The sequence below is a fragment of the Pelagimonas sp. genome (assembly GCF_058892305.1).
Genome location: NZ_JBZXVN010000005.1, coordinates 1 through 23,413, shown reverse-complemented (window position 1 = coordinate 23,413; position 23,413 = coordinate 1). Strand labels below are relative to the sequence as shown.

The window sequence follows — 23,413 nt, the reverse complement described above, 5'->3', positions numbered from 1 at the left end:
GCTATTTTCGAATTTTGGTTATATTAGTTTACCAATTATTGCGAGGTGCCCTATGCAAATGCCGAAACCCGATGCCAGCGTATTGGCCCGAAAGGCGCGGATTGTTGCCCAATTGCAGGCCGTTCTACCGCAAGGGGCTGTCATCTCGGATGAGGCAGAAACACGCGCCTATGAATGTGACGCGTTGACGGCCTATCGCTGTCCACCTTTGGTCGCCGTGCTTCCCGCCAACACCGAAGACGTCAGCGCGGTGTTGAAAATCTGCTATGCCGAAGGGGTGCCCGTGGTGCCGCGTGGGTCCGGCACGTCCCTAGCTGGTGGCGCGCTTCCAACCGCGGATTGCGTCATTTTAGGCGTGGCGCGCATGAACGAGGTTCTGGAAACCGACTACGACAACCGGTTTATCCGAGTGCAGACCGGGCGGACCAATCTGTCGGTGACCGGAGCGGTCGAAGAAAACGATTTCTTTTATGCCCCTGACCCGTCGTCGCAATTGGCCTGTGCCATTGCAGGCAACATTGCGATGAACTCCGGCGGGGCACATTGTTTGAAATATGGGGTGACCACCAACAATCTGCTGGGTGTGACCATGGTTCAAATGGATGGCACAGTGGTGGAAATTGGTGGCGCGCATCTTGATGCCGGTGGCCTCGACCTTTTGGGGCTCATCTGTGGGTCCGAAGGACAGTTGGGCGTTGTGACCGAAGCCACATTGCGCATTTTGCGCAAACCCGAAGGCGCACGTCCGGTCTTGATGGCCTTTGATAGCAATGAAGTCGCCGGGGAATGTGTCAGCGACATTATCAAGGCCGGTGTATTGCCGGTTGCCATTGAGTTTATGGATTGCCCCATTCTGGAAATTGCCGAAAACTTCGCCAAGGCGGGATATCCCGAGTGCGAAGCGCTTTTGATCATCGAAGTCGAAGGGTCAGACGCCGAAATTGACGAACAGCTGAGCAAGATCTTGGACATCGCGCGCCGCCACAACCCGGTTGAGCTTCGCGAGGCGCAAGATAGCGACGATGCCACCCGCATATGGCTTGGCCGCAAATCGGCCTTTGGCGCGGTCGGCCAAGTCGCGGATTACATGTGCTTGGATGGCACGATCCCGGTCTCCGAACTGCCCCGCGTTCTGAGTGGCATTTCCGAGCTGTCGACCAAATATGGCTTGCGTGTTGGCAATGTATTTCACGCAGGGGATGGCAATATGCACCCTTTGATCATGTTTGACGCCAACAAACCCGGCGACCTTGAACTCTGTGAGCAGATGGGTGCCGAGGTGCTTAAGCTATGTGTCGAGGTCGGTGGATGCCTCACCGGGGAGCACGGGGTTGGCATCGAAAAACGTGATCTGATGGTTGATCAGTTTACCCCCGAGGATTTGGAAGTGCAGATGGCGGTCAAAGATGTGTTTGATCCAAAATGGTTGCTGAATCCGGCCAAGGTTTTTCCTTTGGCGTCGTCTGAAACCCGTCGCACAGGCAAGATCGCAGCAGAGTAAGGGGCCAGCCCCATTGCACCAAGGCGCATTCACCCCGGAGTTTATTTGGCAAGATGAAGACACTGTCCCCACAAACAGAAGCCGAGCTGGCAGAGTGCATTTCCTCCGCCCAAGGGCCGTTGCACATTCAAGGTGGCGGAACCCGGTCAATCGGTCGGGTTAACACCGCCACAACGCTGGAAACCACCGGAATTTCGGGCATTTCTCTTTACGAACCCGGTGCGCTGACTTTGGTGGCGCAGGCCGGGACTCCCTTGGCCGAGATTGAGGCGGCCTTGCTCCCTGAACGGCAACGATTGGCTTTTGAGCCACAGGATTTGCGTGGGTTATTGGGAACAACGGGGCAATCCACCATCGGTGGCGTGGTAGCGAGCAACAGCAGTGGACCGCGGCGAATTCAAGCCGGGGCCTGCCGTGACTTCACCCTTGGCACGCGGTTTGTTGATGGCACCGGAACAGTTTTGAAAAATGGCGGCCGGGTGATGAAAAACGTCACCGGTTATGATCTTGTCAAATTGTTGAGCGGAAGTTGGGGCACCCTTGGCGTGCTGACCGAGGTCAGCTTGAAAACCCAGCCTTTGCCGGAAACGGCAGCCTGCATTTTGATCAATGGGTTAAGCGATAGTGAGGCGGTGACCGCCATGTCACGCGCCTTGGGCTCGCCCTATGAAATCACTGGGGCCGCGCACGCCCCCGCCGGAATAGATGGCCATCCGGTCACCATGTTGCGGATCGAAGGGTTTGAAGGCTCTGTCAGCTATCGGGCCCAAGAGCTCCGCAAAATGTTCTCCGATAAGGATGTTGCGATTGAGCGATCACCGGACCGGTTGAAAGACGGCTGGCGTTGGGTCCGTGATGTCGCGTTGATGCAGGACAACCCCGGCGACGTTTGGCGCATTTCGTGCAAACCATCGGACGCGCCAGAATTGGCGCACCGGCTAAAGGCCACGTCACTCTTGTACGATTGGGGCGGCGGCTTGATCTGGGCCTTGATGGCCGAAGGAAGCGATGCCCGCGCGCGTTTAGGAGATTTTGGCGGTCACGCGACCTTGGTCCGCGCGTCGAAATCCGGGGTAACACAGCCGACTTTTCATCCAGAACCAGCAGCGCTGGCAACGCTTTCCAAATCTTTGCGCGCCAAGTTTGACCCCAAGGGAATTTTGAACTCTGGGATCATGGACTGATGGAACTCAACTCGCTCGTCGCCTTTGGTGTCACTTTTGTCGTTGGGCCGGTTTTATGCGCTGTTTTATTGCGCCTACCGGCTGGCTTGCGAACAATGGCGACAATAGGCGTGGCCTTGGTTGCCGCGATTTGGGCCGCCCATCATTTTCAAACCTCCTCCGCCAACGGGGCGGTCGAAGCCTTGGCCGCCATGTGGCTGGCTTGGGTGTTGGGGGTTAGCATGGTTGGATTGGCATTGCTGCACCGTATTGATCATCCGCGCGTTCGACGCGGCATCACCCTTACCGCCATTTTGGCAACCACTCTGCCTTGGTTCGGATTGGCCACGGCGCAAATGATGGCCTGATATGCAAACGACCTTTACCGACGAGCAGTTGAAAGACCCCGCCACGGCGCGTGCCAATGAGATTTTGCGCAGTTGTGTGCATTGCGGGTTTTGCACCGCCACCTGCCCCACTTATCAGGTACTGGGGGATGAGTTGGATAGTCCGCGCGGTCGGGTATACCTCATCAAAGACATGTTGGAAAATGAGCGGGTGCCGGATGAAAAGACCGTCCAACACATTGATCGCTGCCTAAGCTGCCTTGCCTGTATGACGACCTGTCCATCCGGTGTGCACTATATGCATTTGATTGATCACGCGCGGTCTTACATCGAAAAGACCTATAAACGCCCGCTGTCTGATCGCATGCTGCGCTGGGTATTGGCGAAAATCCTGCCGCATCCGACCCGGTTTCGCCTAGCACTATTAGGGGCCAAAATCGGTCGTCCCTTTGCGTTCTTGATGCCCGATGCGCGGTTGAAAGCCATGCTGGCTATGGCTCCCAAATCCATTCCACCAGTAAGCCGCAACGACGATCCGCAAAGCTTTGCCGCAAAAACCCCGCGCAAAATGCGCGTGGCCTTGATGACGGGTTGTGCGCAAAAGGCGCTGAATACCGATATCAATGATGCCACCATCCGCCTCCTGACCCGGTTTGGGTGTGAGGTGGTGGTCGCCAAAGGCGCCGGATGTTGCGGGGCGTTGACCCACCACATGGGGAAAGACGACCAAAGCCACGCCGCCGCCGCCAAGAACATCACGGCTTGGGGCGCGGAAATGTCCGGGGACGGGCTTGATGCAATTGTCATCAACACCAGCGGATGTGGCACGACGGTCAAGGATTACGGCTATATGTTCCGCAATGACAACCTTGCCGATGGGGCCAAAGCGGTGTCCGATATCACCATGGATATCAGCGAAGTCCTCATGAAACTGGACTTACCCGAAGGGGCCGCCAAAGGCCTACGCGTGGCCTATCACGCGGCGTGCTCCTTGCAGCATGGGCAACAGATCAAAACCTACCCCAAAGACCTCTTGAAACGCGTGGGGTTTGAGGTTGTTGAACCGGCTGATAGTCATCTGTGTTGCGGATCGGCGGGCACCTATAACCTTATGCAGCCTGAAATTTCCGGGCAACTCAAGGAACGCAAAGTGAAAACCCTCGAAGCCAAGAAGCCCGATGTCATCGCGGCGGGCAATATCGGCTGTATGATGCAAATTGGGTCGGGCACGAACACGCCAATTGTTCACACTGTTGAGCTTTTGGATTGGGCGACTGGCGGGCCTAAACCACCAGCGCTTGCCTAATTGCACCACCATTCGAGCGAAAATCTCGAATTCGGAAAACGTTGCTCGGTGAATTGATCATTTTGCCCTAATTTTGCCGCATCCTTTGGATACCCAGTGGCAAAACGGGATTGATCTGTGCGCGCGATATTTGCGATCTGTCTGATTTTATGGGGCAACTGTGCTTTGGCACAGGGGCTTTTTTCGCTCAATAGCAACCAAGACGGCCGCAAATGGGAGGCCGTCGGGCGCCTTGAAATTTCTGGGCAAGCCTTTTGCACCGGTGCGTTGATTGCCCCGGAATTGGTTCTGACCGCCGCTCATTGTTTGTTTGACCCCGTCGAAGGCACCCGCGTTCCGGTTGAGGAAATCCAGTTTCTGGCCGGTTGGCGCAACGGGCGCGCGGCGGCCTATCGCCGGGTGCGCAAGGCGGTCCCGCTGCCTGACTATGACTATGCGGCCTCGTCCAACACCACGCGCGTGCGCCATGATCTGGCCTTGATCGAGCTACAACATCCTATTCGCAATACCACAATTGATCCGTTTGAAACCGATATCCGCCCCAATCAAGGCGCGCGCGTTGGCGTTGTTTCTTATGCACACGACCGATCCGAAGCGCCTTCGTTGCAGGAATTGTGTCAGGTGATGGCGCAACAAGACGGCATGTTGGTGCTGTCCTGCGCAGTTGATTTCGGGGCCTCTGGTTCCCCTGTGTTTTCGTTTGATGCCGAAGGGACGCCGCGCATCGTGTCGGTCGTTTCCGCCAAGGCGCAGGCCAACGGGGAACCTGTTTCCCTTGCCGCGCCTTTAAACGGATTGCTCGACACATTGATAATTGAATTGGAAAACGCGGGAGAAAAAGGTGTCGGCCTATCGACTATGGCCGCCGGAAGCCGCCGCGAAACAGGAGCTAAATTTATTAAGCCATGAAATATTTTTTAACGATTGCAGTGGTTTTGTTTGCAAGTGTTCATTCCGCCCTCGCCTTTGACGTCATGGACCGCCGCGGTGAATTACTTGGCTGGGAAGCCGTTGGCCGCGTCAATATTGGTCGCGGATATTGCACCGGCACATTGATTGCCCGCGACGTGGTTTTGACGGCTGCGCATTGTGTTTATGGCAAAGATGGTCAAAGCATCCCGACCTCATCCATTCGATTCATGGCCGGCTACCACCACGGCCAAGCGATCGTCACGCGCAGAGTCACCAAAGTGGTGATTGCCCCCGGTTATGACCATTCCGAAGGCGGGCCTTTTTCGGCTGACGCGATGTCGCGTGACGTGGCCCTGCTCAAACTCGACAGAAAAGTAGTAGGCTCAGAGGCTGACCCTTTTAAGCTTTTAAAAGGCGTTAGTCCCGGCAAGGCAGTAAGCGTCGTGTCCTATGGCCGTGGTCGGGATAACGTCTTGTCGCGCGAGGCGAAATGCAACGTCCTTTTCACTTATCCACGCGGCATCATTAGCATGGACTGCGATGTCACCTTTGGGACCTCCGGTGCCCCCGTCTTTGTCAAAGAAGAGGGGTTGCTGCGCATCTTGGCGGTGGTTTCTGCCCTCGGTAAAGACAAAGATGGCAAGAAAATCGCCTTTGCCGTTTTGGCGTCCGACTTGGTCAGCGAGCTGATGGCAGAGCTGCGCAATGATGCCTCCCGCCCCAAACCCGGCAGTGGTGCCAAGCGGGTCACCATCGGACAACGCACCGCTGGCGGCGCGCGGTTTGTGAAACCCTAGGGCTTGAAACCCAAATTGACCTTCCCCATCTCGATGTCATCAGGGTGCCTAACGCTGGGCCCTGACATCGAACACATGCCTGTCCCAATTGGGAAGGTTTCAACAAGGATCGCTCAACGGAGGATTCCATGCGACATTTTGATTTTGCCCCCCTGCACCGTGCATCTATCGGCTTTGACCAGATTGCAGAGATGATGGACCGAGTGCTGGCAAATGACGCCCCACAACAGGGCTACCCCCCTTATAACATTGAAAAAACATCTGACGATGCCTATCGTATTTCCTTGGCCGTCGCCGGGTTTTCGGATCAGGATTTGACCATTGACGTCAAAGAACAGTCTTTGGTTGTGACCGGGCGAAAAGCGGACGGGAACAAGGGTAAGACCTACCTGCATCGTGGCATAGCTACCCGCGCGTTTGAGCGGAGTTTCCACCTAGCGGATCACGTACGCGTTGTGGGGGCCTCTCATTCGGATGGGATGCTTCACATTGATCTGGCCCGTGAAATCCCCGAGGCGCTAAAACCGCGCCGTATCGCCATTTCCAAACCTGAATCGGCGTCGACCGAACAGGAAGTGGTTGACGCACAGGCGGTAAACTAACCCCCGTTTACAATCTGTGTTTCGATGGCCCCGGCATCTCCTCCGCCGGGGCCATTTGCGTTTGTCATTGACTGTTTGCACGACTGATTTATGCCTTAGCCTATGGATTGGCGATCAGTGAATTTCGATTGGAACAGAGCGCGGGCTTTTTTGGTCACCGCCGAGGAAGGCTCGCTTTCTGCGGCTGCGCGTGCCCTTGGTATGGCGCAACCCACATTGGGCCGTCAGGTCTCCGGACTTGAAGAAGAGCTTGGCGTGACCCTGTTTGAACGGGTCGGACGTGGGCTTGCCCTTACCCAAGCCGGGCATGAATTACTGAGCCATGCCAAGGCCATGGGCGACGCAGCGCTTGAGATTTCCCTAGTGGCCAGCGGTCAGTCCGAAGAGCTTGAGGGCACTGTGAGCATCTCGGCCACCGAGCTATATTCGATCTGGGTGATGCCTCCAATCATTGAACACTTGCGCGTCCAAGCGCCCGGTATCAAAATCAATATCGTCTCCTCAAATTTGGTTAGCGATTTGCGTCGCCGCGAGGCCGATATTGCTATCCGAAATGCCCGGCCCGAGGACCCCGATCTTTTCGGAAAACTGATTGCCACAGATACTGGAACGTTTTTTGCCTCTCGTGCGTATTTGGACCGGCTCGGCCCGTTTTCTAACCTCGGCGATCTCGGGCGGGCCGAGTTCATCGGCTTGGGTGAAAACGATGACATTATCACCCCATTTCAAGAATTCGGCATTCCGGTAACCGAGGCCAATTTCAAAACAAACACCACGTCCCACTATGCACATTGGATGCTTGCAAAACAGGGCGTTGGCATTGGCGTTGGCCCCTGTGCCATGGGCGATGCCGACCCGGATCTACACCGAATTCTGCCGGATGAGCCGAAATTTGAATATCCCGTTTGGTTGGTCGCTCATAGAGAGCTGCGCACCAACCCGCGCATTCGTTTGGTTTGGGATGTGATCGCCGAAAAGCTCCCCGGTTTGCTAACCGGGGAAACCGACTAGCCCGATCCGATAAGCGCCCCGGCGGCAAATACAAGCGCTCCGCCAACCACAACTTGGAAGGTTGCCCGCCAAAACGGGGTGTCCATGAACTTGTTCTGGATCCAAGCAATCGCCCAAAGTTCAACAAAAACAATGATCAACGCCAAAGTCGTCGCGGTCCAGAAGTCCGGGATGAGATAAGGCAAAGCGTGACCAAGCCCGCCAAGCGTGGTCATGATGCCAGAGGCAAATCCGCGCTTCCATGGCGACCCACGTCCGGACAATTGCCCGTCATCCGACGCCGCTTCGGTAAAGCCCATCGAAATCCCAGCCCCAACCGAGGCCGCGAGCCCCACCAAAAAGGTCGTCCAAGTGTCTTGTGTTGCAAATGCGGTGGCGAAAATCGGGGCAAGAGTCGACACCGATCCGTCCATCAACCCGGCCAAACCGGGTTGGACCCAAGTCAGCAGGAACTGCCGTTTTTCAGTGGCCTCTTCGTCGTCCAACGCCACGTCGGACAAGCCCGATGTCAAGTTTTCTGCCGCGTTTTGGTGCCCCGCCTCGGCCGCAGCCAAATCGCCAAGCAACTTGCGGGTTCCGGCATCACTGCTCCGTTGCGCTGCAGAAAGATAGAACCGTTCGGCGTCTCGCTCCATCGCGGCGGCCTCTTGGCGGATTTTTTCGAGCGACAGGTTTTCAACAAGCCAAACCGGGCGGCGGGCGTAGTAGCCGGCGACATGTTCACGTCGGATAAGGGGAACAACCTCGCCGAACCGGTTTTGATGCAAGTCGATCAAAGCGGCGCGATGCGTGTCCTCTTCGGCCGCCATACCGTCAAATACACTGGCGGTTTCCGGGTATTCGCCGCGCAATCGTTCAGCGTAACTTCGGTAGATCCGCGCATCGTCTTCCTCAGATGAAATAGCTAGGGCAAGGACTTCTTGCTCGGACAAATCATCAAAGCCGCGTCGATGGGTTAAAAAGCGCATGGAGGGCCTCTTTATTAGAATGACTCTAATGTAACTTTTTTTAGCATGATCGCAATCCGGATTACTGAACTATTCAGTTTAGATTCCACTTGAAAAACTAAACCGTACAGTTTACTTAACTAAACGAAACAGTTTAGAAGGATCAAAACGATGCGTTCCATAGCTCTTGCTGCCCTGCTTGTTGCCTCCACTGGCGCAGCTGCCATGGCTTTACCTACTTTTTCATTGCCCGACCTGACATTTCCCGCGCCCACAGGCGACGTAACTCAGGGCTGCTCGAACCTCGCGACAGGTGATATTCTTTGCGAGTGACACTTGGTTCCTTGCCGCGAGCGAATCACCGCCTCTATAAAGGGGCGGTGATTTCGGGAAAAAAACATGACTTCTGATACTGGCGTCCGAAAGGGTCGCAAATTCGATCAGGTACTCGACGGTGCGCGCGACGTATTTTTGCGTGACGGGTTCGAGGGGGCCAGCGTTGATGACATCGCCAAAGAGGCAGGTGTTTCAAAAGCCACGCTCTATAGCTATTTCCCGGACAAACGCCTGTTGTTCATGGAAGTTGCCTCGGCGCAATGTCGTGCCCTGGCATTCGCAGCTCTGACGAACATGGATCTAACAGCACCGCCGCGACAGGTTCTAACCATGGCCGGTCAGACATTTTTGCGGTTCATTTATTCCGACATGGGCCAACGCATGTTTCGAATCTGTGTCGGGGAAGCCGATCGTTTTCCTGACATTGGCCGTGAATTCTATCACAGCGGGCCGATGGTCATGCGCCATGCCACCATCGAATATCTTAGCGCCGCACGTGATCGAGGCGAACTGCACATCGAGGATATGGCCCTCGCGGCGGATCAATTTGCCGAGTTGTGCAAAGCGGACCTCCATCCAAAACTGATGTTCGGCATCCAAACGACCGTTAGCGACGACGAAATAGCGCGGATTGTGGATGGTGCTGTCGAAACCTTCATGGCACGTTACGGCGCATAAGCGGCCCACCTTTGAGGCCGTGACTTGCCTTGGAGAACGTGCATGCAGGTAGTTTCGGAAAATCGCTGTTTTGGTGGGGTGCAAGGTGTCTATAGCCATGCTTCAAAAGCATGCGCATGTGACATGACCTTTGGTTTATTTCTTCCCGACGCGGCGCAGTTCGGCGAGGTGCCGGTGCTTTGGTATTTGTCAGGCCTGACCTGCACCCATGAAAACGCTATGGTCAAAGCCGGGGCTCAGGCCTGGGCCGCCGAAGAAGGCATCGCTCTGATTTTTCCAGATACATCGCCGCGCGGCGACGATGTTGCCAATGACGAGGCCTATGACCTTGGCCAAGGGGCCGGGTTTTACGTGAATGCAACCGAAGCCCCATGGGCCCCACATTTCCGCATGTGGGATTACATCGCGGATGAGCTTCCAGCCCTCCTCGGTGAAAACTTCGCCGTCGATCTTGAGCGTCAATCAATCACCGGCCATTCCATGGGTGGGCATGGGGCGCTCACCCTTGCGATGTCCCTGCCCGGCCGTTTCAAATCAGTGTCGGCCTTTGCGCCGATTGCCCACCCCACCACCAGCGATTGGGGCCGTAAACAGCTCACGGCCTATTTGGGCACTGATGAGACAAAATGGGCCTGCCACGACGCCACGCTATTGATGCAGAACACTGGCTTTGACGGCCCGATCCTGATTGATCAGGGGGCGGATGATCAATTCCTTGACCTTCTCAAACCCGAAGCCCTAAGCGCGGCCATGGCAGCCAAACGTCAGGACGGCACCTTTCGAATGCAAAAAGGCTATGATCATAGCTACTTCTTTGTCTCGACCTTCATGGAAGATCACGTAGCTTTTCATGCCAATGCGCTATACGCCTGACATTGAAACCAACCATGTTTAACGCGGCCAGCATCCTTGGGCATGGCCGCGTTACCGGATAAATTGATGACCCAAACAACCCTATATATCGACGCAGATGCCTGCCCCGTCAAAGCCGAGGCCGAGCGGGTGATCACCCGCCATAAGGTTCCGATGAAACTGGTATCAAATGGCGGATTGCGCCCACCTGCCAATCCTTTGGTTGAAACCGTCATCGTCCCCGATGGCCCGGATGTTGCCGATATGTGGATCGCCGAACGCGCCGGAAAGGGCGACGTTGTTGTGACATCCGACATGCCCTTGGCGGCGAAATGCGTTGGGGCGGGAGCGCAGGTTTTGCGCCATGATGGCTCCTCTCTGACGCAGGCCAATATCGGGCAACAGCTTGCGATGCGTGATCTGATGGCTGATCTGCGCTCCGCCGATCCGTTCCGTCAGGGGGGCGGCAAAAGCTTTTCCAAGGCGGATAGATCACGCTTCTTGGATGCGTTGGAACGCGCGCTCAGAGCGGCAAAGAAAGAGGCTGGGATATGAAACCCGAAGCAGTGATTTTCGACATTGGCAACGTGTTGATCGAGTGGCAGCCCGAACGGTATTATGATGCCAAAGTCGGCCAAGAGCGCCGCCGCGCCATGTTTGCCGCCGTCGATTTGCATGGCATGAATGATCAGGTGGATCGCGGTGCGGATTTTCGTGACACGATCTATGCCACCGCCGAAGAATACCCCGAATTTCGAGATGAAATCCGCATGTGGCACGATGATTGGTTGGAATTGGCCAAACCCGCCATTCCGCAATCGGTCCGCCTTTTGCGTCAGTTGCGCGCCCAAGGGATCAAGGTTCTGGCGCTGACCAATTTCGGCATCGGCACATGGGCCATTGCGACGCCGGTCTATGAGTTCCTCAATGAATTCGATCACGCCTATGTCTCGGGGCACATGGGAGTGATCAAACCCGAGGCACGCATTTACGAAATGGTCGAGGATGACTGTGGTCTTGACCCAGCCGCGTTGTTGTTCACCGATGATCGGATCGACAATATCAACGCCGCCCTAGCGCGTGGTTGGCAGGTGCATCATTTCGACGGGCCCCAAGGTTGGGCCGATTGTCTTGTCGCCAAGGGGCTTTTGACACCGGAGCAAGCCACATGATCACCTACATCCCCTTTGCCGAAGGTGAAGCCAAGCTAGATTGGATCGCCTTGACCGACGCGATTGAAGCCGGGCACGCCCTTCCCAAGGCTAAGATCACCGATACGTTTTTGTACCGGGGCAAAGACACTTTGCTAAACCGGTCGGCGTGGATTGATGGGTTGGGGTTGGCAGTCAAGGCGGCAACGATCTTTCCGGGCAATCCCGCCAAGGGCGACCCAATGGTCAATGGTGCGGTGAACTTGTTTTCCGATAGCCATGGAGGCCTTGAGGCCGTGGTCGATTTCCATCTGGTGACCAAATGGAAAACCGCCGGAGATAGCCTTTTGGCGGCCCGCAAACTGGCGCGCCCCGATAGCAAGCGCATCTTGATCGTTGGGGCGGGGACCGTTGGCCGGTCCCTGCACGCCGCCTATTCCGCAGCCTTCCCGCAGGCATCTTTCATGCTTTGGAACCGCTCCGAGGGGTCGGGTAAGGCGATGGCCGATGATCTGGGGTTAGATTGGGCACCCAATCTTGAAACCGCGATTGGTGAGGCGGACATTGTGACATCGGCCACCATGGCGTCAGAACCTTTTATTCGCGGCGAATGGCTCCAACCCGGCACACATTTGGATTTGATTGGGGCCTACCGCCCAGATATGCGCGAAGCCGATGATAGCGCGTTACAACGCGCCCGCATTTTTGTTGATAGCTTTGACACCACGATCGAGCATATCGGCGAGTTGAAAACTCCGTTGTCCACGGGGGCGATTACGCGGGACGTTATTCTTGCGGACTACTATGAAATCGACGCCTTTAAGCGGACCAGTGATGACGAAATCACTCTGTTTAAAAACGGCGGCGGGGCGCATCTCGACCTGATGGTGAGCCGCTATATTCTGGATAGTTGGAACGCCGCATGATGTTTGCATGGTTGATCGTTGTTGCGGGATTCCTAAGCGCAGCGGCGCTGCCGGTTTACCGAGAGCTAAAACGCCAACCCAAACCCAAAGCCGGCCCTATGGCGCAGCTGACACAGGGGGCGACGCGCTACCGTTGGTATGGCGATCCCGGTGCCCCCGTCGCGGTTTGTGTACATGGCCTGTCCACACCATCAGTCGTGTTTGACGAGTTGGCGCAAGAGTTGGTTTTGATGGGCTATCGGGTGTTGACCTATGACCTCTATGGGCGAGGATCGTCATCAACACCCAAAGCCCGCCAGACTCCAGAGTTTTTCGCCAAGCAATTCAACGACCTGATGACAGATCAGGATATCGGCAATGACATCACGCTTATCGGGTATTCTATGGGTGGCGTGATCGCCACCCATATCGCCGTGCAAAACCCAGACCGGTTTCGCGAGGTGATTTTGTTGGCCCCAGCGGGAATGACACCGGTCGCAGACCGTCCCACACGCTGGGCCATGGCGACACCGTTACTTGGGGATTGGGCCTTTCATCTCATTTATCCCCGCCACATGAGCGACAGCCTTAAACGAGACGCCGCAAGCGGCACCAAAGCGGTCAGCATTTTGGACGAACAACTGGCCGAACTTGGAACACGCGGGTTTATTGGCTCCATTCTGTCGTCTCTGCGTGGTTCCCTGCGCCAAAAACAAGAGGCGACACACCGCAAATTGGCCCAAACCAATGTTCCGGTAACGGCGATCTGGGGGCGGGATGATACAGTTATCCCACTACGGGCCTTGGGTACGCTTACACAATGGAACCGCAATGCCCGTCAGGTTGTGATTGACGGGGCCGGGCATGGCATGCCCCACACCCACGCCGTTGAAATCGCCGATGCGTTGGCGGATGGCTATTAAGCTGGCTGAACCGTAGGTTGCCGTCTCTCCTTGATCGGCAGGTGGACCAGCGCGCTAAACGCCCCAACGCCAACCCCAATCCACCAAACCATCGTATAGTCGCCAAAGAGATCATACATCCGACCGCCCAACCACACGCCCAAGAACCCGCCAATTTGGTGAGACAAGAAGACGATCCCATAGAGGGTGCCCATGTAGCGCAACCCGTAAAGATGCGCGACCAAACCCGATGTCAAAGGGACCGTCGCCAACCACAAGGCGCCCATCGCCGCCGAAAAGATGATCACACTTGTTGGCGTGATCGGCATGAGGATAAAGACGGCGGAGACTATAGTGCGTAGTGTGTAAATACCCGCCAGCAAGTATTTCTTGGAATACCGATTGCCAAGCCAGCCTGCCGTCAGCGTGCCAATGATATTAAACACGCCGATAAACGAAAGCGACACCGCCCCCAACATGGAAGTTGTCGAAATACCGATGCTATCCAAAAGGCCTCCGACCATAATCGGGCCACACAGCTCGCGGACAAAGGCCGGAAAATGCGCCGTGATAAAGGCCAGTTGATAACCGCAGCTGAAAAAGCCGAGGAAGATCAAAGTAAAGGACGGATCGCGTGCCGCTTTGCCCAGTATGGCCCCCATGCTTTCTTGCAGCTCTTGCTTGCTGGCCGTAGGGGCGCGCATGAGCGGTAGCAATAGCAACACCGACAGGATTGCAGCGGCAAAAACGAGAAAGACTTGCTGCCACGGCATGGCGCTTAGCAGCCACTCGGCCATCGGTGCGCCGAAAATCTGTCCGGCGCTGCCTGCTGCGGTCGCAATGGCAAGGCTCATTGAGCGATGTTCGTCACTGCTGGCGCGTCCGACAACCGCCAGGATCACGCCAAAACCTGTGCCTGCAATACCAAAACCAACGAGAATTTCATACATTTGGTGGGCTTCAGGCGTTACGGCCGCGCTCGACAAAACCAAACCGGCCGCATATATTACCGCACCCAAAATGATGGCTTTGCGGTCGCCAACCTTTTCCGCAATCGCGCCAAAGAACGGCTGTCCGATCCCCCAAGCAAGGTTTTGAATGGCGATGGCGAGGCTAAATTCGGCCCGCATCCACCCGAACTCCTCAGCGATTGGAATTTGGAACACCCCAAAGCTGGCTCGGATCGCAAAGGAGACAAGGATGATGGCACACCCCACAACGAGGACGGGGGTAAATAACGGGGTACGGGTTTGCATCAAAATCGCTCCTCTAGCCGACGCAAGATGCAGAACCGATGGAATCTGGTCAAATCGAATTATTTCATGCATCGCATAAGGATATTTTATGCGTCTTTGTCCTCTACACTTTGGGCGCAACTTTGGATAAGCCCGCCCTATGACGAGCCTACATGATATTTACGACGCCCGCGTAGCCGCCGGCACCCTCAAAAGCGACGACGCCCAGCTCGCGGCCTTGCCCGAGTTGGAACGAATTCGCGAGGAATTGGCCAAACCCGTTAAACGCGGATTTTTCCGAAAAGCGCCGGAGCCGCCCAAAGGCTTGTACCTTTGGGGGGGCGTGGGTCGCGGAAAGTCCATGTTGATGGATTTGTTTGTCGATGCGCTGGATGTCCCGGCGCGCCGGGTGCACTTCCACGCCTTCATGCAAGAAATTCACACCGAAATGCACCGTCTGCGCTCAGACGGCGTCGAAGATCCAATCAAACCCGTTGCCAAGGCCGTGAGCGATGCGGTTCGTGTGTTGGCCTTTGACGAAATGCAAATCACCGACATTACCGATGCGATGATTGTTGGGCGGCTGTTCGAACAACTCTTCGCGGCTGGCTGCGTGGTTGTGACCACCTCAAACCGTATTCCCGATGACCTTTATAAAGATGGGCTGAACCGCCAGCTGTTCTTGCCGTTCATTGAGCATCTCAAAGACAAAATGGTGGTCAAGGAACTGGTCTCAGAAAAGGACCATCGGCAAGATCGCCTCCAAGGGGCACAGGTCTATTTCACCCCCGCGAATGCGGCGTCACGGGCCGAGATTGACAAGCTTTGGGAGGAACTGACCCATGGACTTGAGGAGAGGCTAACACTGCATGTGAAAGGGCGCGAAGTTGAGCTTCCGCGCTATCACAACGGTGTTGCCCGTGCGCCGTTTTTTGATCTCTGTGGCAAAATGCTAGGCCCCGGTGACTACCTAAAACTGGCGGAAAACGTCCGGGTTTTGATCATCGAAGACATTCCGCAACTGAGCCGCCGCAATTTCAACGAAGCCAAACGGTTCGTGACCTTAGTCGATGCGCTCTATGAGGCTGGTGTCTGCCTTATTGCCTCGGCAGCCGCCCGTCCTGAGATGCTTTATGTCGAGGGGTCGGGAAGCTTTGAATTTGAACGCACCGCCAGCCGGTTGCGTGAAATGCAAAGCGCAGACTGGGGTGCCAAGGCCTTTGGCACATAGCGCAAAACGTCTGCCAGATAAAAAATCAGGGTCCCGAAGGACCCTGAAGACTGCTCGTTGGCTATTGTCTGCCTGGTTTATTATCTCTTAATTCGTTTCCGGAATGCGCAGGGTCATGCCTGCGGTTAGATCACCGGGATTGGCCAAAACGTCTTGGTTTGCGTTGAGGATTTGCAAGTATGCGACCGTTGTGCCGTAAAAGCGGAACGCGATCCCCGGCAGGCTATCCCCCTCTTTAACCGTATAGGTGCGCACATTGGCTTTGGGCGCGGTGACGGCGGCGGTTTGTTCATCGGCCAAGGCTTTGATCCGCGCCGTTGGTTGCGGTGCAGGCATCGGTTTGCCCGTCATCACCTCACCTTGCGCCTGAAAAGCCCCGATAATCCCATAACTCATCGCGGTGACAGCATCATCCTTGACCACAGGCTTGGGGGCGGCGGCTTTGGGAACCGGCGCAATCACAGGGGTCGACGCAGGAGCCGGACGTAGATTGGATGGACGCGCAACGGGGCGCACAGGCGGAATTTTCGCGACTTCAGCTTCAAGGGCCGCAACCACCGGCACAGGTGTCGCAGTGGTTGTAACCGGTTGGTTTAGAACAACACCCGACTGCACCAGAGCAGGCTGCAGGCTGAGTGTTGCGGGTTCTGAGCGGCTGACTTCGTTCAGCTCTCTCTCACCGGTGCCGGATCGATCATCCAAACCCCAAAGAACAGCACCGATCATAGTGACCGTGCCAAATGACAAAGCGATAAGCCGGATCATGCGCGCCCCCAAAGGCTGGGCGCGTTGCCGGATTGGCCGGCGTAGCGTTGCGAAACCATGTGTATTCCCCCAAAGAACCGCGTTTTGAAAGTGGCAGCTTTCAGCGATTTCCTTTGTTATAGGCGAATCACCTGAACGGCGTCAACATTTAGTACGCTCGTCAAGTGCTATGAATGGCACAGGCAAACAACCACAAGGGGTTGCGGTCTATTTTGCAGGCAAAACCAGCGACTGACCGGCCCGCAAATCGTCTGGACGGCTCAGAATAGCTTGGTTGGCGGCGAATAGAGGCCCGGTCATATTGACGTCGCCGTAAATCTTTTCGGCGATGGAAACCAAGCTATCGCCGGATTGAACGACATAAACATCCGAAACCGACGCCACAGGAGCGGACGTGCCCGCCGCCGGGGCCTCATCCAAGGAACGGCGCACAATCGTGTGCAAGAGGCTACCCGGTTGACCCGGTGCGCTTTCCCGCCCAGTGGCATGGTTTAGACTAGAGAGAGTTTGCCACGTCATTTTGCGCAGCGACTGATCGTCAAGATCACCCTGCTGAGTGGCCATCGCAACAGGACGTTGCGGCGCGAGAACCGCTGGTGGCATGTGCTGAGTTAGCAATGTGTCAGATTGAGCCATCGGTTCGCTTGCGGTGAGAGCCGGTTCGGCGCGTGTTACAACAGGTTCCGGCATCGGTTCGACGGCAGCGCGGCGCCCCGCCCCCGGTTGAAGCACGACCAATGCCACCGTTACGACGACAAATCCTAGGCCCAACAAAACCATTCTGATCATAATTCACTCCTCGCGCTCATCGACTTGCCGCCGTGCTTAGGCCAAGGCCCACCCACGCATTCAAGCCACCGCGGTAATACTTTAGCTTGGTTGCCGGATATCCGGCCTCAAGCAGGCTGCGCACAGATTCAGCGGCCTCCGGATCATCCGAGCCAGTCCCGAAAACAACCAAATCAAAGGCACCGGAAAAATCACCGTTGCGCACCCCCAAAGCGTTCAACAAGTCATCCCGATAAGGGTTGCCAGGGCGCAATGTTGCGGAAGGGACGTTAACAGCCCCCGGAATGGTGCCGACGGCATAGCCTTCGGGCAGGCGCGTATCGACCAAAAGGCCAGAGCCCCCCGCGACAAACAGCTCAAGGAAATCAAGCATTTCCAATTCCCCAATAGTTCCGACACCCGGCGCGGCTTGCATAGGCTGCAAACAGGCAGGGGGGCAAGCAACGCCCGAACGGGAAATGGATATCGACGCACCATTCACCGTCATCTGAAACCGGTCGCGGTCTTCAGAAATACGGCTGTCTTGCGCGCTAACCGGCAGAGCCAGCGCAATCGCGGCAACTGCGGTCAGTAAAAGACCATGGTTCATCTGCTCGTCCTCTGACGGGTTTTTGACCGTCACTTGTTATACTTATTCCAAAATATAGGGCACGAGGTGCGAATCAGTCAATATGCAGGGGCCAACCACAAGGGTCATTTCCCCGTGAAACCGCCATATTTCAGCCGATTTCCCGCAGAACGTGCCCCGCAAGGTACAAAGAGCCGCAGATCAGAACCCGTGCAGATGGGTTTGACGCGGCAATATCTGCCAATGCCTGAGTGACATCATCCGCCGTTTTCGCAGCCATGCCGACACTGCGCGCCATCTTCGCCGTGTCGTCGGCGGGCAATGTGTTGGCCTCGCCGGGGATGGATATCGCCGTCAACTGTTGCGCCTGCGCCGCCAAGGGGCGCATGTATCCCGTTGCATCTTTGGTATTGAGCATCCCGCAAATGAGATAGGTCGGGCGCTCGGGCAATCCCGCCAGATGTTTGGCAAGGGCTTCGCCCGCTGCAGGGTTGTGCCCGCCGTCTAGCCACAATTCAACATCCGGTGCGACATCCACCAAAGGCCCTTCGCGCAGGCGCTGCATGCGAGCGGGCCAATAGGCATCGGTCATGGCCCCCTCATACGCGGCCTCACCCAGATCAAGATGCCGCAAAACGGCCAAGGCCGCTCCGGCGTTTTGATACTGATGCGCGCCGGGTAGGTTGGGCAAAGGCAAATCAAGCAACCCGCGTTCATCCTGATAAATCAGGCGGCCACGCTCTTCGTAGACATGCCAATGCTGACCATGCGCAATCAGCGGCGCACCCAGCGCTTGCGCGCGGGCTTCGATCACTTCGAGCGCCTCGTCGGGCTGAGGGCCAACAACGCAGGGAACACCGCGCTTGATGATGCCCGCTTTTTCACCGGCGATCTTGGCCAGGGTGTTTCCGAGAAACTGCTCATGGTCGATCGAGATCGGTGTGATCACCGTCATCTGAGGCTTTTCCACCACATTGGTCGCGTCCAAACGCCCACCCAACCCGGTTTCCAAAAGCGTGAAATCGGCAGGGGTACGCGCCATGGCCAAAAGCCCAGCACAGGTGGTGATTTCGAAATAGGTGATCTGTTCACCACCATTGGCGGCGTAACATTCATCAAGAATAGCGGTCAGGGCCTCTTCGGAAATCAGCTCTCCTGCCAAGCGAATGCGCTCATGAAACCGCGCCAGATGCGGCGAAGTATAGGCATGCACGCGCTTGCCCGCCGCCTCAAGCCCAGCGCGGATCATCGCCTGTGTCGATCCTTTGCCATTTGTTCCGGCCAAATGAATGACCGGTGGCAAATCGTTTTCAGGATGATCCAAAGCCGCCAAAAGCCGCCAAACTCGGTCCAACACCAAATCCATCACCTTGGGATGAAGTGCCATCATCCGATCCAGAATGATGTCCGACTTGGCTTGGCTCATTTTTTATCGGCCTGATTTTCGATTTGATCTTCGGGACCGGGGGCCGGCAAATCGCCCCATGTGGGCGGTGTTTGCTTCATCAACATGCGGCAAATCACGATCAATTCGTCACGCAAAGACCGGCGATCGGTGACGCGGTCCAACATGCCGTGTTCCAAAAGGTATTCGGCGCGCTGGAACCCTTCGGGAAGTTTTTCCCCGATGGTTTGTTCAATCACACGCGCCCCGGCAAAGCCGATCAAGGCGTTGGGTTCAGAAATCTGAACATCGCCCAGCATCGCATAAGACGCCGTCACACCACCGGTGGTCGGATGTGTCAGAACCACGATATATGGCAGGTTCTTTTCTTTGAGCATCTGCAGCGCGACCGTGGTGCGCGGCATTTGCATCAGGCCTAGAATACCCTCTTGCATGCGTGCGCCACCTGCGGCGGAAAACAGAATGAACGGACGGCCAAGGCGCGCGGCCTCTTCGGCACCGGCGACAATCGCGTTGCCGACATACATGCCCATCGACCCGCCCATAAAGCTAAAGTCCTGTGCCGCAGCAACAATTGGCGTGCGGCCGATTTCGCCGGTCGCGACAACCATCGCTTCTTTCTCGCCGGTCTTTTTCTGTGCGGCCTTCATGCGTTCGGGATACTTCTTTTGATCCTTGAACTGCAGCGGGTCTGTGATGGGCTCTGGCACGTCGACTTCGTTGAACACGCCCCCATCAAAGAGCGCAAGAAACCGATCACGCGGAGTGATGTGCATGTGATGGTCGCAATTTGAGCAAACATTCAGGTTGTCGCTGATTTCGCGATGAAACAACATGGTGCCGCATTCACCGCATTTCGACCAAAGGTTTTCGGGCACTTCGCGGCGCGAAAAGATCGAGTTGATGCGAGGACGGACGTAGTTGGAGATCCAGTTCATGGGGCACCCTGCCGAATTGTGTCTTATGCCAAAAGGCGATTTGGCCTGACTTAAGCCTGACTGCGACAAAATGCAATCACACGCGCAAGGCCAGACGGGCCGCAAGCCAATAAATCACCAAAAACAGGAATTCCCCCGGCATATGGGCACGAATGGCGGCCACGGCTTCGGGGCCATAGGGCAATTGCCAGATCGCGAGGCCCGACATGTCCCCCTTGAGCGACACCAGTGCCAGCGCGGTAAAATTGTTGGCAAAATGAATGGCGATGGCCGGGCCTAGCGTGCCGGTGCGCGCCGTTAGATCGGCGGCCAGCACACCAAAAAGAAACGACCAAATCACAAAGAAACGGGCGTTTTCGCCATAGACCTCGGGTTGATAGTGAAGAATTGCAAAGATCAGAGACGGCACAAAAATCCAAACGGCCGGATTGCTAAAGCGCGCCGCCAGTTGCGATTGCAGATATCCGCGAAAGACCAGCTCCTCGGCTCCGGTTTGGATCAACAACGCCAAAACGGTCAGCGGCAAAAGCTGCATCCAAGTGCCAAACGGCACGCCGGGCAAGAGATCCCGCCCACCGACCAAAGTGAGCAGCAAAAGCGAAATTGCCAGCAAAATTGCCAATGGACGTAAGACCAATTTGAATTGGTGCCACACAGCCGAACGCGGCCCGATCAAGCTGGCGAAACTACGAGTGTGAAGCATTTCGCTCGCCACGATGGCACCTAGCCCCATGCTTCCGGTCAAGATCAACACGGCCAACAAAGCCATGGCGGTATCGGCGCGTTGGATGCTACTCACGAGATCAAAATATCCCTCGGCGGACATCAATGCGCGCAAAACCGCAAAGACCCCTTGGATCAGCGCAAAATGCACAAAGGCAATAATAACAATGCCAACGGCCAAGCGCCCAAGGCCGGCAGAGGGCCGGGCAGGCATTACCAAACGCTCATACGGGGCGTATTTCATTGCATTACTCTTTCGACCGTGGCTGCATGATCGTCACACGGGGGCCGCTGTCAACGTTTGTCTGCACCACCACCGATTGACGCGGCGCACAGGCATGCTACCAACCGAATATGATCGAGGTTTTGCTCAAAACACTGCCGTTTTTCGGGTTGATCGGGTTGGGCTATGGCGCAGCACGGAGCAAATTCTTTGACGAGTTCGCGACCGCGCATCTGACCAAATTCGTGTTCTATTTTGCACTCTCGGCGATGTTGTTCCGCTTTTCGGCCAACCTATCGCTTTCTGAAATCTTCGAACCGCGCTTGGCCGCCGCCTATTTGTGGGGGACCGGGTTCGTTTACGGCGTGGTGATGTTCGTCGCTTTTTGGCGCGGCCTCGACACGCCCACAGCGGCGATTGAGGCGCAAGTCGGGGCCATCGGCAACACCGGCTTTCTTGGCGTACCTATGTTGGCATTGCTACTTGGCCAAGAGGCCATCGGCCCGATCATCTTGATCCTGTCGATCGATTTGATCGTGTTTTCCTCGCTATTGGTCATCTTGGTGACCGGGTCCCGCGAAGGGCGTTCCAAGCTGGCCGTTTTTAAAACGGTTGGTGTTGGCCTACTTAAGAATCCGATGATTGTGTCAATCTCGCTTGGGCTATGCGTTTCAGCCACCGGAGTGCAGATTCCCGAGGTGGTGAATTCCTTTCTGACAACGTTGGGCAATGCAGCCACACCCGGCGCGCTTTTTGCTATTGGCGCATCCTTAGCCAGCAAGTCCGCTGAACGCATTCATGTGGCCGCTTGGCTTAGCTTTGCCAAACTGATCTTGCATCCGCTGTTTGTCGCCTGCGCGGCCTATATGTTTTTTCGGGTTGATCCCTACCCGGCCTCGGTTGCGATTTCCGCCGCGGCTTTGCCGGTTGCAGGCAACGTCTTTATCCTTGCCCAGCACTACGGCGTCGCCCCGCAACGTGTGTCTGCCGCCATTTTGGTATCAACCGCCGTCAGCATCCTAACTGTCAGCACAATCATTTCTGCCGTGTCGGTCTAGGGTCAGGAATCTCTGCCCTGACAGGGAAGCCTTACAAGGTTAGTTTTTCAGCTATTAAATGACGACAGGGACATTGCAGCCATGGATTACATAGAAAAATCCCCAATCGAGACCGGGTTTGCCGAAGTGTTTTACGACCGCATAGAACCCGAGCTGAACATGCTTGAAGGCCAACGCCAACACATGCATGACACCGGTCGACGCAAGTTTTGGTTGATCTTAGGGATTGGGATCGCCGTCGCAGTTGGTGCTTATGTCCTGCTGCGGGACCACGAATACCAATTGTTCGCAGTGATTGGCTGTTTGGCCATCGGCCTGTTTGTGGCCGGACTGGCCAAGAGCAAAGCCACCCAAGGCTACTCTGGCACGATCAACAATCTGATTATGCCGGTGGTTTGTGAATTTTTGGGGGACACGCAATATGATCGCCACGCTCAAAAAGGCTTCTCCCTTGGCCGTTTTAAAGAGCTCAAGCTCATTGGTTCCTATGACGATGAATACCTCGAAGACCGGATCGAAGGCACGCAGGATGGGGTGCGCTATGCGATGGTCGAGGCAAGGTTAACCGAAACTTCAACTGATTCAGATGGGGACAGCAACACCTCGACCGTGTTCAAAGGACTGCTGTTTCGGATCGACCTGCCTAGCCCGGCACCAACCCGTATTCTCATCACCCGAGATTACGGCAAGGTTGGAAACACCTTTGCCGGTATGTTTTCGGGCAACAAAGGGCGCGGCATGCCCCGGGTTGAAACCAACCATCCGGAGTTTGAAAGGCACTTTGAATTGCATGCCGACGACGCCCAAGCGGCATTGGACTATTTGCCGGGGGCCTTCCTCGACAACCTTATGGACATTGCCGCAACCGCCGATGGCGGCCCCAAGGGGATGCGCGCGGCCTTTGATGGGCGTGATTTTCATTTGGCGCTGGATCGCAGCCGTCCGTTTCTTCGGATGCCCGGCGTGCATGAACCCTTGGATGGGATCAGCACCGAGATCAACAAAGTGTTTGAGGATTTCTCGCTGGTCAAGCGGATCATCACCCTGCTCACAACCTAGGTCGTGTTG

Annotated in this window: 25 protein-coding genes; 17 read left to right on the top strand and 8 right to left on the bottom strand. The window is 56.0% G+C overall.

Features of this window, described 5'->3' with window-relative positions; all coding sequences use genetic code 11:
- Positions 1-52 precede the first annotated feature (52 nt).
- The 8 genes from AC5EFR_RS01790 (at position 53) to AC5EFR_RS01755 (ending at position 7,639) form a co-directional block, all read left to right on the top strand.
- Positions 53-1,501, top strand: a complete 1,449-nt coding sequence (locus tag AC5EFR_RS01790; RefSeq protein ID WP_493574260.1) for an FAD-linked oxidase C-terminal domain-containing protein — start codon at positions 53-55, stop codon at positions 1,499-1,501.
- A gap of 62 nt (positions 1,502-1,563) precedes the next feature.
- Positions 1,564-2,685, top strand: coding sequence for an FAD-binding protein (locus AC5EFR_RS01785; protein ID WP_493574379.1), 1,122 nt, complete (start codon positions 1,564-1,566; stop codon positions 2,683-2,685).
- A complete protein-coding gene (locus AC5EFR_RS01780; RefSeq protein WP_493574259.1) occupies positions 2,685-3,032 on the top strand; it encodes a hypothetical protein in 348 nt (115 codons plus the stop codon). The genes AC5EFR_RS01785 and AC5EFR_RS01780 overlap by 1 nt, the downstream gene beginning before the upstream one ends.
- A gap of 1 nt (position 3,033) precedes the next feature.
- A complete protein-coding gene (glcF, locus tag AC5EFR_RS01775) occupies positions 3,034-4,317 on the top strand; it encodes a glycolate oxidase subunit GlcF (RefSeq protein WP_493574258.1) in 1,284 nt (427 codons plus the stop codon).
- Positions 4,318-4,482: 165 nt separating this feature from the next.
- A complete protein-coding gene (locus AC5EFR_RS01770; protein ID WP_493574257.1) occupies positions 4,483-5,226 on the top strand; it encodes a trypsin-like serine peptidase in 744 nt (247 codons plus the stop codon).
- Positions 5,223-6,026, top strand: a complete 804-nt coding sequence (locus AC5EFR_RS01765; RefSeq protein WP_493574256.1) for a trypsin-like serine peptidase — start codon at positions 5,223-5,225, stop codon at positions 6,024-6,026. The genes AC5EFR_RS01770 and AC5EFR_RS01765 overlap by 4 nt, the downstream gene beginning before the upstream one ends.
- A 128-nt stretch (positions 6,027-6,154) precedes the next feature.
- The gene (locus AC5EFR_RS01760; RefSeq protein WP_493574255.1) at positions 6,155-6,628 is read left to right on the top strand and encodes an Hsp20 family protein; all 474 of its coding nucleotides are present in this window, start codon (positions 6,155-6,157) and stop codon (positions 6,626-6,628) included.
- Positions 6,629-6,730: 102 nt separating this feature from the next.
- On the top strand, positions 6,731-7,639 hold the full coding sequence (locus AC5EFR_RS01755; RefSeq protein ID WP_493574254.1) for a LysR family transcriptional regulator: 909 nt from the start codon (positions 6,731-6,733) through the stop codon (positions 7,637-7,639).
- Here the strand turns inward: AC5EFR_RS01755 and mbfA are convergent.
- Entirely contained in the window at positions 7,636-8,607 is a 972-nt protein-coding gene (gene mbfA, locus AC5EFR_RS01750) for an iron exporter MbfA (protein WP_493574253.1), read from the bottom strand. The genes AC5EFR_RS01755 and mbfA overlap by 4 nt on opposite strands.
- Positions 8,608-8,985: 378 nt before the next feature.
- Between mbfA and AC5EFR_RS01745 the strand changes: the two genes are divergently transcribed.
- From AC5EFR_RS01745 to AC5EFR_RS01720, 6 genes are all read left to right on the top strand, one after another.
- Positions 8,986-9,600 (top strand): TetR/AcrR family transcriptional regulator, encoded by a 615-nt coding sequence (locus AC5EFR_RS01745; RefSeq protein ID WP_493574252.1) that lies wholly within the window; start codon positions 8,986-8,988, stop codon positions 9,598-9,600.
- A 42-nt stretch (positions 9,601-9,642) separates the two neighbouring features.
- Positions 9,643-10,473: an S-formylglutathione hydrolase gene (gene fghA, locus AC5EFR_RS01740; RefSeq protein WP_493574251.1), complete on the top strand. Its 831-nt coding sequence runs from the start codon at positions 9,643-9,645 to the stop codon at positions 10,471-10,473.
- A 66-nt stretch (positions 10,474-10,539) separates the two neighbouring features.
- Positions 10,540-11,007 carry a YaiI/YqxD family protein gene (locus AC5EFR_RS01735; RefSeq protein WP_493574250.1) on the top strand — a complete coding sequence of 156 codons (468 nt, stop codon included), beginning with the start codon at positions 10,540-10,542 and terminating at the stop codon, positions 11,005-11,007.
- Positions 11,004-11,624, top strand: coding sequence for an HAD family hydrolase (locus AC5EFR_RS01730; protein WP_493574249.1), 621 nt, complete (start codon positions 11,004-11,006; stop codon positions 11,622-11,624). Before AC5EFR_RS01735 ends, AC5EFR_RS01730 begins: the two co-directional genes overlap by 4 nt.
- Positions 11,621-12,529 (top strand): ornithine cyclodeaminase family protein, encoded by a 909-nt coding sequence (locus AC5EFR_RS01725; RefSeq protein ID WP_493574248.1) that lies wholly within the window; start codon positions 11,621-11,623, stop codon positions 12,527-12,529. Before AC5EFR_RS01730 ends, AC5EFR_RS01725 begins: the two co-directional genes overlap by 4 nt.
- Complete coding sequence (locus tag AC5EFR_RS01720) at positions 12,526-13,431, top strand: alpha/beta fold hydrolase (protein ID WP_493574247.1); 906 nt, start codon at positions 12,526-12,528, stop codon at positions 13,429-13,431. Before AC5EFR_RS01725 ends, AC5EFR_RS01720 begins: the two co-directional genes overlap by 4 nt.
- Here the strand turns inward: AC5EFR_RS01720 and AC5EFR_RS01715 are convergent.
- Positions 13,428-14,666: an MFS transporter gene (locus tag AC5EFR_RS01715; RefSeq protein WP_493574246.1), complete on the bottom strand. Its 1,239-nt coding sequence runs from the start codon at positions 14,664-14,666 to the stop codon at positions 13,428-13,430. The genes AC5EFR_RS01720 and AC5EFR_RS01715 overlap by 4 nt on opposite strands.
- 139 nt (positions 14,667-14,805) lie before the next feature.
- Between AC5EFR_RS01715 and zapE the strand changes: the two genes are divergently transcribed.
- Positions 14,806-15,876, top strand: a complete 1,071-nt coding sequence (zapE, locus tag AC5EFR_RS01710) for a cell division protein ZapE (RefSeq protein ID WP_493574245.1) — start codon at positions 14,806-14,808, stop codon at positions 15,874-15,876.
- Positions 15,877-15,963: 87 nt separating this feature from the next.
- Here zapE and AC5EFR_RS01705 read toward each other — a convergent pair whose 3' ends face one another.
- The 6 genes from AC5EFR_RS01705 to AC5EFR_RS01680 all read right to left on the bottom strand — a co-directional run bounded on the left by AC5EFR_RS01705 (position 15,964) and on the right by AC5EFR_RS01680 (position 21,308).
- Positions 15,964-16,641, bottom strand: coding sequence for a LysM peptidoglycan-binding domain-containing protein (locus AC5EFR_RS01705; RefSeq protein WP_493574244.1), 678 nt, complete (start codon positions 16,639-16,641; stop codon positions 15,964-15,966).
- A 207-nt stretch (positions 16,642-16,848) separates the two neighbouring features.
- The gene (locus tag AC5EFR_RS01700; protein ID WP_493574243.1) at positions 16,849-17,430 is read right to left on the bottom strand and encodes a LysM peptidoglycan-binding domain-containing protein; all 582 of its coding nucleotides are present in this window, start codon (positions 17,428-17,430) and stop codon (positions 16,849-16,851) included.
- 16 nt (positions 17,431-17,446) lie between these two features.
- Positions 17,447-18,019, bottom strand: coding sequence for a rhodanese-like domain-containing protein (locus AC5EFR_RS01695; RefSeq protein ID WP_493574242.1), 573 nt, complete (start codon positions 18,017-18,019; stop codon positions 17,447-17,449).
- Between the two features lie 130 nt (positions 18,020-18,149).
- Positions 18,150-19,424, bottom strand: coding sequence for a bifunctional folylpolyglutamate synthase/dihydrofolate synthase (locus tag AC5EFR_RS01690; RefSeq protein WP_493574241.1), 1,275 nt, complete (start codon positions 19,422-19,424; stop codon positions 18,150-18,152).
- Positions 19,421-20,341 (bottom strand): acetyl-CoA carboxylase, carboxyltransferase subunit beta, encoded by a 921-nt coding sequence (gene accD / locus AC5EFR_RS01685; RefSeq protein WP_493574240.1) that lies wholly within the window; start codon positions 20,339-20,341, stop codon positions 19,421-19,423. The genes AC5EFR_RS01690 and accD overlap by 4 nt, the downstream gene beginning before the upstream one ends.
- 76 nt (positions 20,342-20,417) lie before the next feature.
- Positions 20,418-21,308 (bottom strand): CPBP family intramembrane glutamic endopeptidase, encoded by an 891-nt coding sequence (locus AC5EFR_RS01680; RefSeq protein ID WP_493574239.1) that lies wholly within the window; start codon positions 21,306-21,308, stop codon positions 20,418-20,420.
- 110 nt (positions 21,309-21,418) lie between these two features.
- Between AC5EFR_RS01680 and AC5EFR_RS01675 the strand changes: the two genes are divergently transcribed.
- Positions 21,419-22,345, top strand: coding sequence for an AEC family transporter (locus AC5EFR_RS01675; protein ID WP_493574238.1), 927 nt, complete (start codon positions 21,419-21,421; stop codon positions 22,343-22,345).
- Between the two features lie 81 nt (positions 22,346-22,426).
- Positions 22,427-23,404 carry a DUF3137 domain-containing protein gene (locus AC5EFR_RS01670; protein WP_493574237.1) on the top strand — a complete coding sequence of 326 codons (978 nt, stop codon included), beginning with the start codon at positions 22,427-22,429 and terminating at the stop codon, positions 23,402-23,404.
- Positions 23,405-23,413: the final 9 nt, after the last annotated feature.

What these genes read in the sequence shown, in the direction of transcription:
- AC5EFR_RS01670 (WP_493574237.1), top strand. Translation starts at nt 22,427, where the DNA reads ATGGATTACATAGAAAAATCCCCAATCGAGACCGGGTTTGCCGAAGTG.
- AC5EFR_RS01675 (WP_493574238.1), top strand. Translation starts at nt 21,419, where the DNA reads ATGATCGAGGTTTTGCTCAAAACACTGCCGTTTTTCGGGTTGATCGGG.
- AC5EFR_RS01730 (WP_493574249.1), top strand. Translation starts at nt 11,004, where the DNA reads ATGAAACCCGAAGCAGTGATTTTCGACATTGGCAACGTGTTGATCGAG.
- AC5EFR_RS01755 (WP_493574254.1), top strand. Translation starts at nt 6,731, where the DNA reads ATGGATTGGCGATCAGTGAATTTCGATTGGAACAGAGCGCGGGCTTTT.
- AC5EFR_RS01700 (WP_493574243.1), bottom strand. Translation starts at nt 17,430, where the DNA reads ATGATCAGAATGGTTTTGTTGGGCCTAGGATTTGTCGTCGTAACGGTG.
- zapE (WP_493574245.1), top strand. Translation starts at nt 14,806, where the DNA reads ATGACGAGCCTACATGATATTTACGACGCCCGCGTAGCCGCCGGCACC.
- AC5EFR_RS01745 (WP_493574252.1), top strand. Translation starts at nt 8,986, where the DNA reads ATGACTTCTGATACTGGCGTCCGAAAGGGTCGCAAATTCGATCAGGTA.
- AC5EFR_RS01680 (WP_493574239.1), bottom strand. Translation starts at nt 21,308, where the DNA reads ATGAAATACGCCCCGTATGAGCGTTTGGTAATGCCTGCCCGGCCCTCT.
- glcF (WP_493574258.1), top strand. Translation starts at nt 3,034, where the DNA reads ATGCAAACGACCTTTACCGACGAGCAGTTGAAAGACCCCGCCACGGCG.
- AC5EFR_RS01720 (WP_493574247.1), top strand. Translation starts at nt 12,526, where the DNA reads ATGATGTTTGCATGGTTGATCGTTGTTGCGGGATTCCTAAGCGCAGCG.
- AC5EFR_RS01790 (WP_493574260.1), top strand. Translation starts at nt 53, where the DNA reads ATGCAAATGCCGAAACCCGATGCCAGCGTATTGGCCCGAAAGGCGCGG.
- AC5EFR_RS01690 (WP_493574241.1), bottom strand. Translation starts at nt 19,424, where the DNA reads ATGAGCCAAGCCAAGTCGGACATCATTCTGGATCGGATGATGGCACTT.
- AC5EFR_RS01715 (WP_493574246.1), bottom strand. Translation starts at nt 14,666, where the DNA reads ATGCAAACCCGTACCCCGTTATTTACCCCCGTCCTCGTTGTGGGGTGT.
- AC5EFR_RS01705 (WP_493574244.1), bottom strand. Translation starts at nt 16,641, where the DNA reads ATGATCCGGCTTATCGCTTTGTCATTTGGCACGGTCACTATGATCGGT.
- AC5EFR_RS01735 (WP_493574250.1), top strand. Translation starts at nt 10,540, where the DNA reads ATGACCCAAACAACCCTATATATCGACGCAGATGCCTGCCCCGTCAAA.
- mbfA (WP_493574253.1), bottom strand. Translation starts at nt 8,607, where the DNA reads ATGCGCTTTTTAACCCATCGACGCGGCTTTGATGATTTGTCCGAGCAA.
- AC5EFR_RS01780 (WP_493574259.1), top strand. Translation starts at nt 2,685, where the DNA reads ATGGAACTCAACTCGCTCGTCGCCTTTGGTGTCACTTTTGTCGTTGGG.
- AC5EFR_RS01695 (WP_493574242.1), bottom strand. Translation starts at nt 18,019, where the DNA reads ATGAACCATGGTCTTTTACTGACCGCAGTTGCCGCGATTGCGCTGGCT.
- AC5EFR_RS01760 (WP_493574255.1), top strand. Translation starts at nt 6,155, where the DNA reads ATGCGACATTTTGATTTTGCCCCCCTGCACCGTGCATCTATCGGCTTT.
- accD (WP_493574240.1), bottom strand. Translation starts at nt 20,341, where the DNA reads ATGAACTGGATCTCCAACTACGTCCGTCCTCGCATCAACTCGATCTTT.
- AC5EFR_RS01725 (WP_493574248.1), top strand. Translation starts at nt 11,621, where the DNA reads ATGATCACCTACATCCCCTTTGCCGAAGGTGAAGCCAAGCTAGATTGG.
- AC5EFR_RS01765 (WP_493574256.1), top strand. Translation starts at nt 5,223, where the DNA reads ATGAAATATTTTTTAACGATTGCAGTGGTTTTGTTTGCAAGTGTTCAT.
- fghA (WP_493574251.1), top strand. Translation starts at nt 9,643, where the DNA reads ATGCAGGTAGTTTCGGAAAATCGCTGTTTTGGTGGGGTGCAAGGTGTC.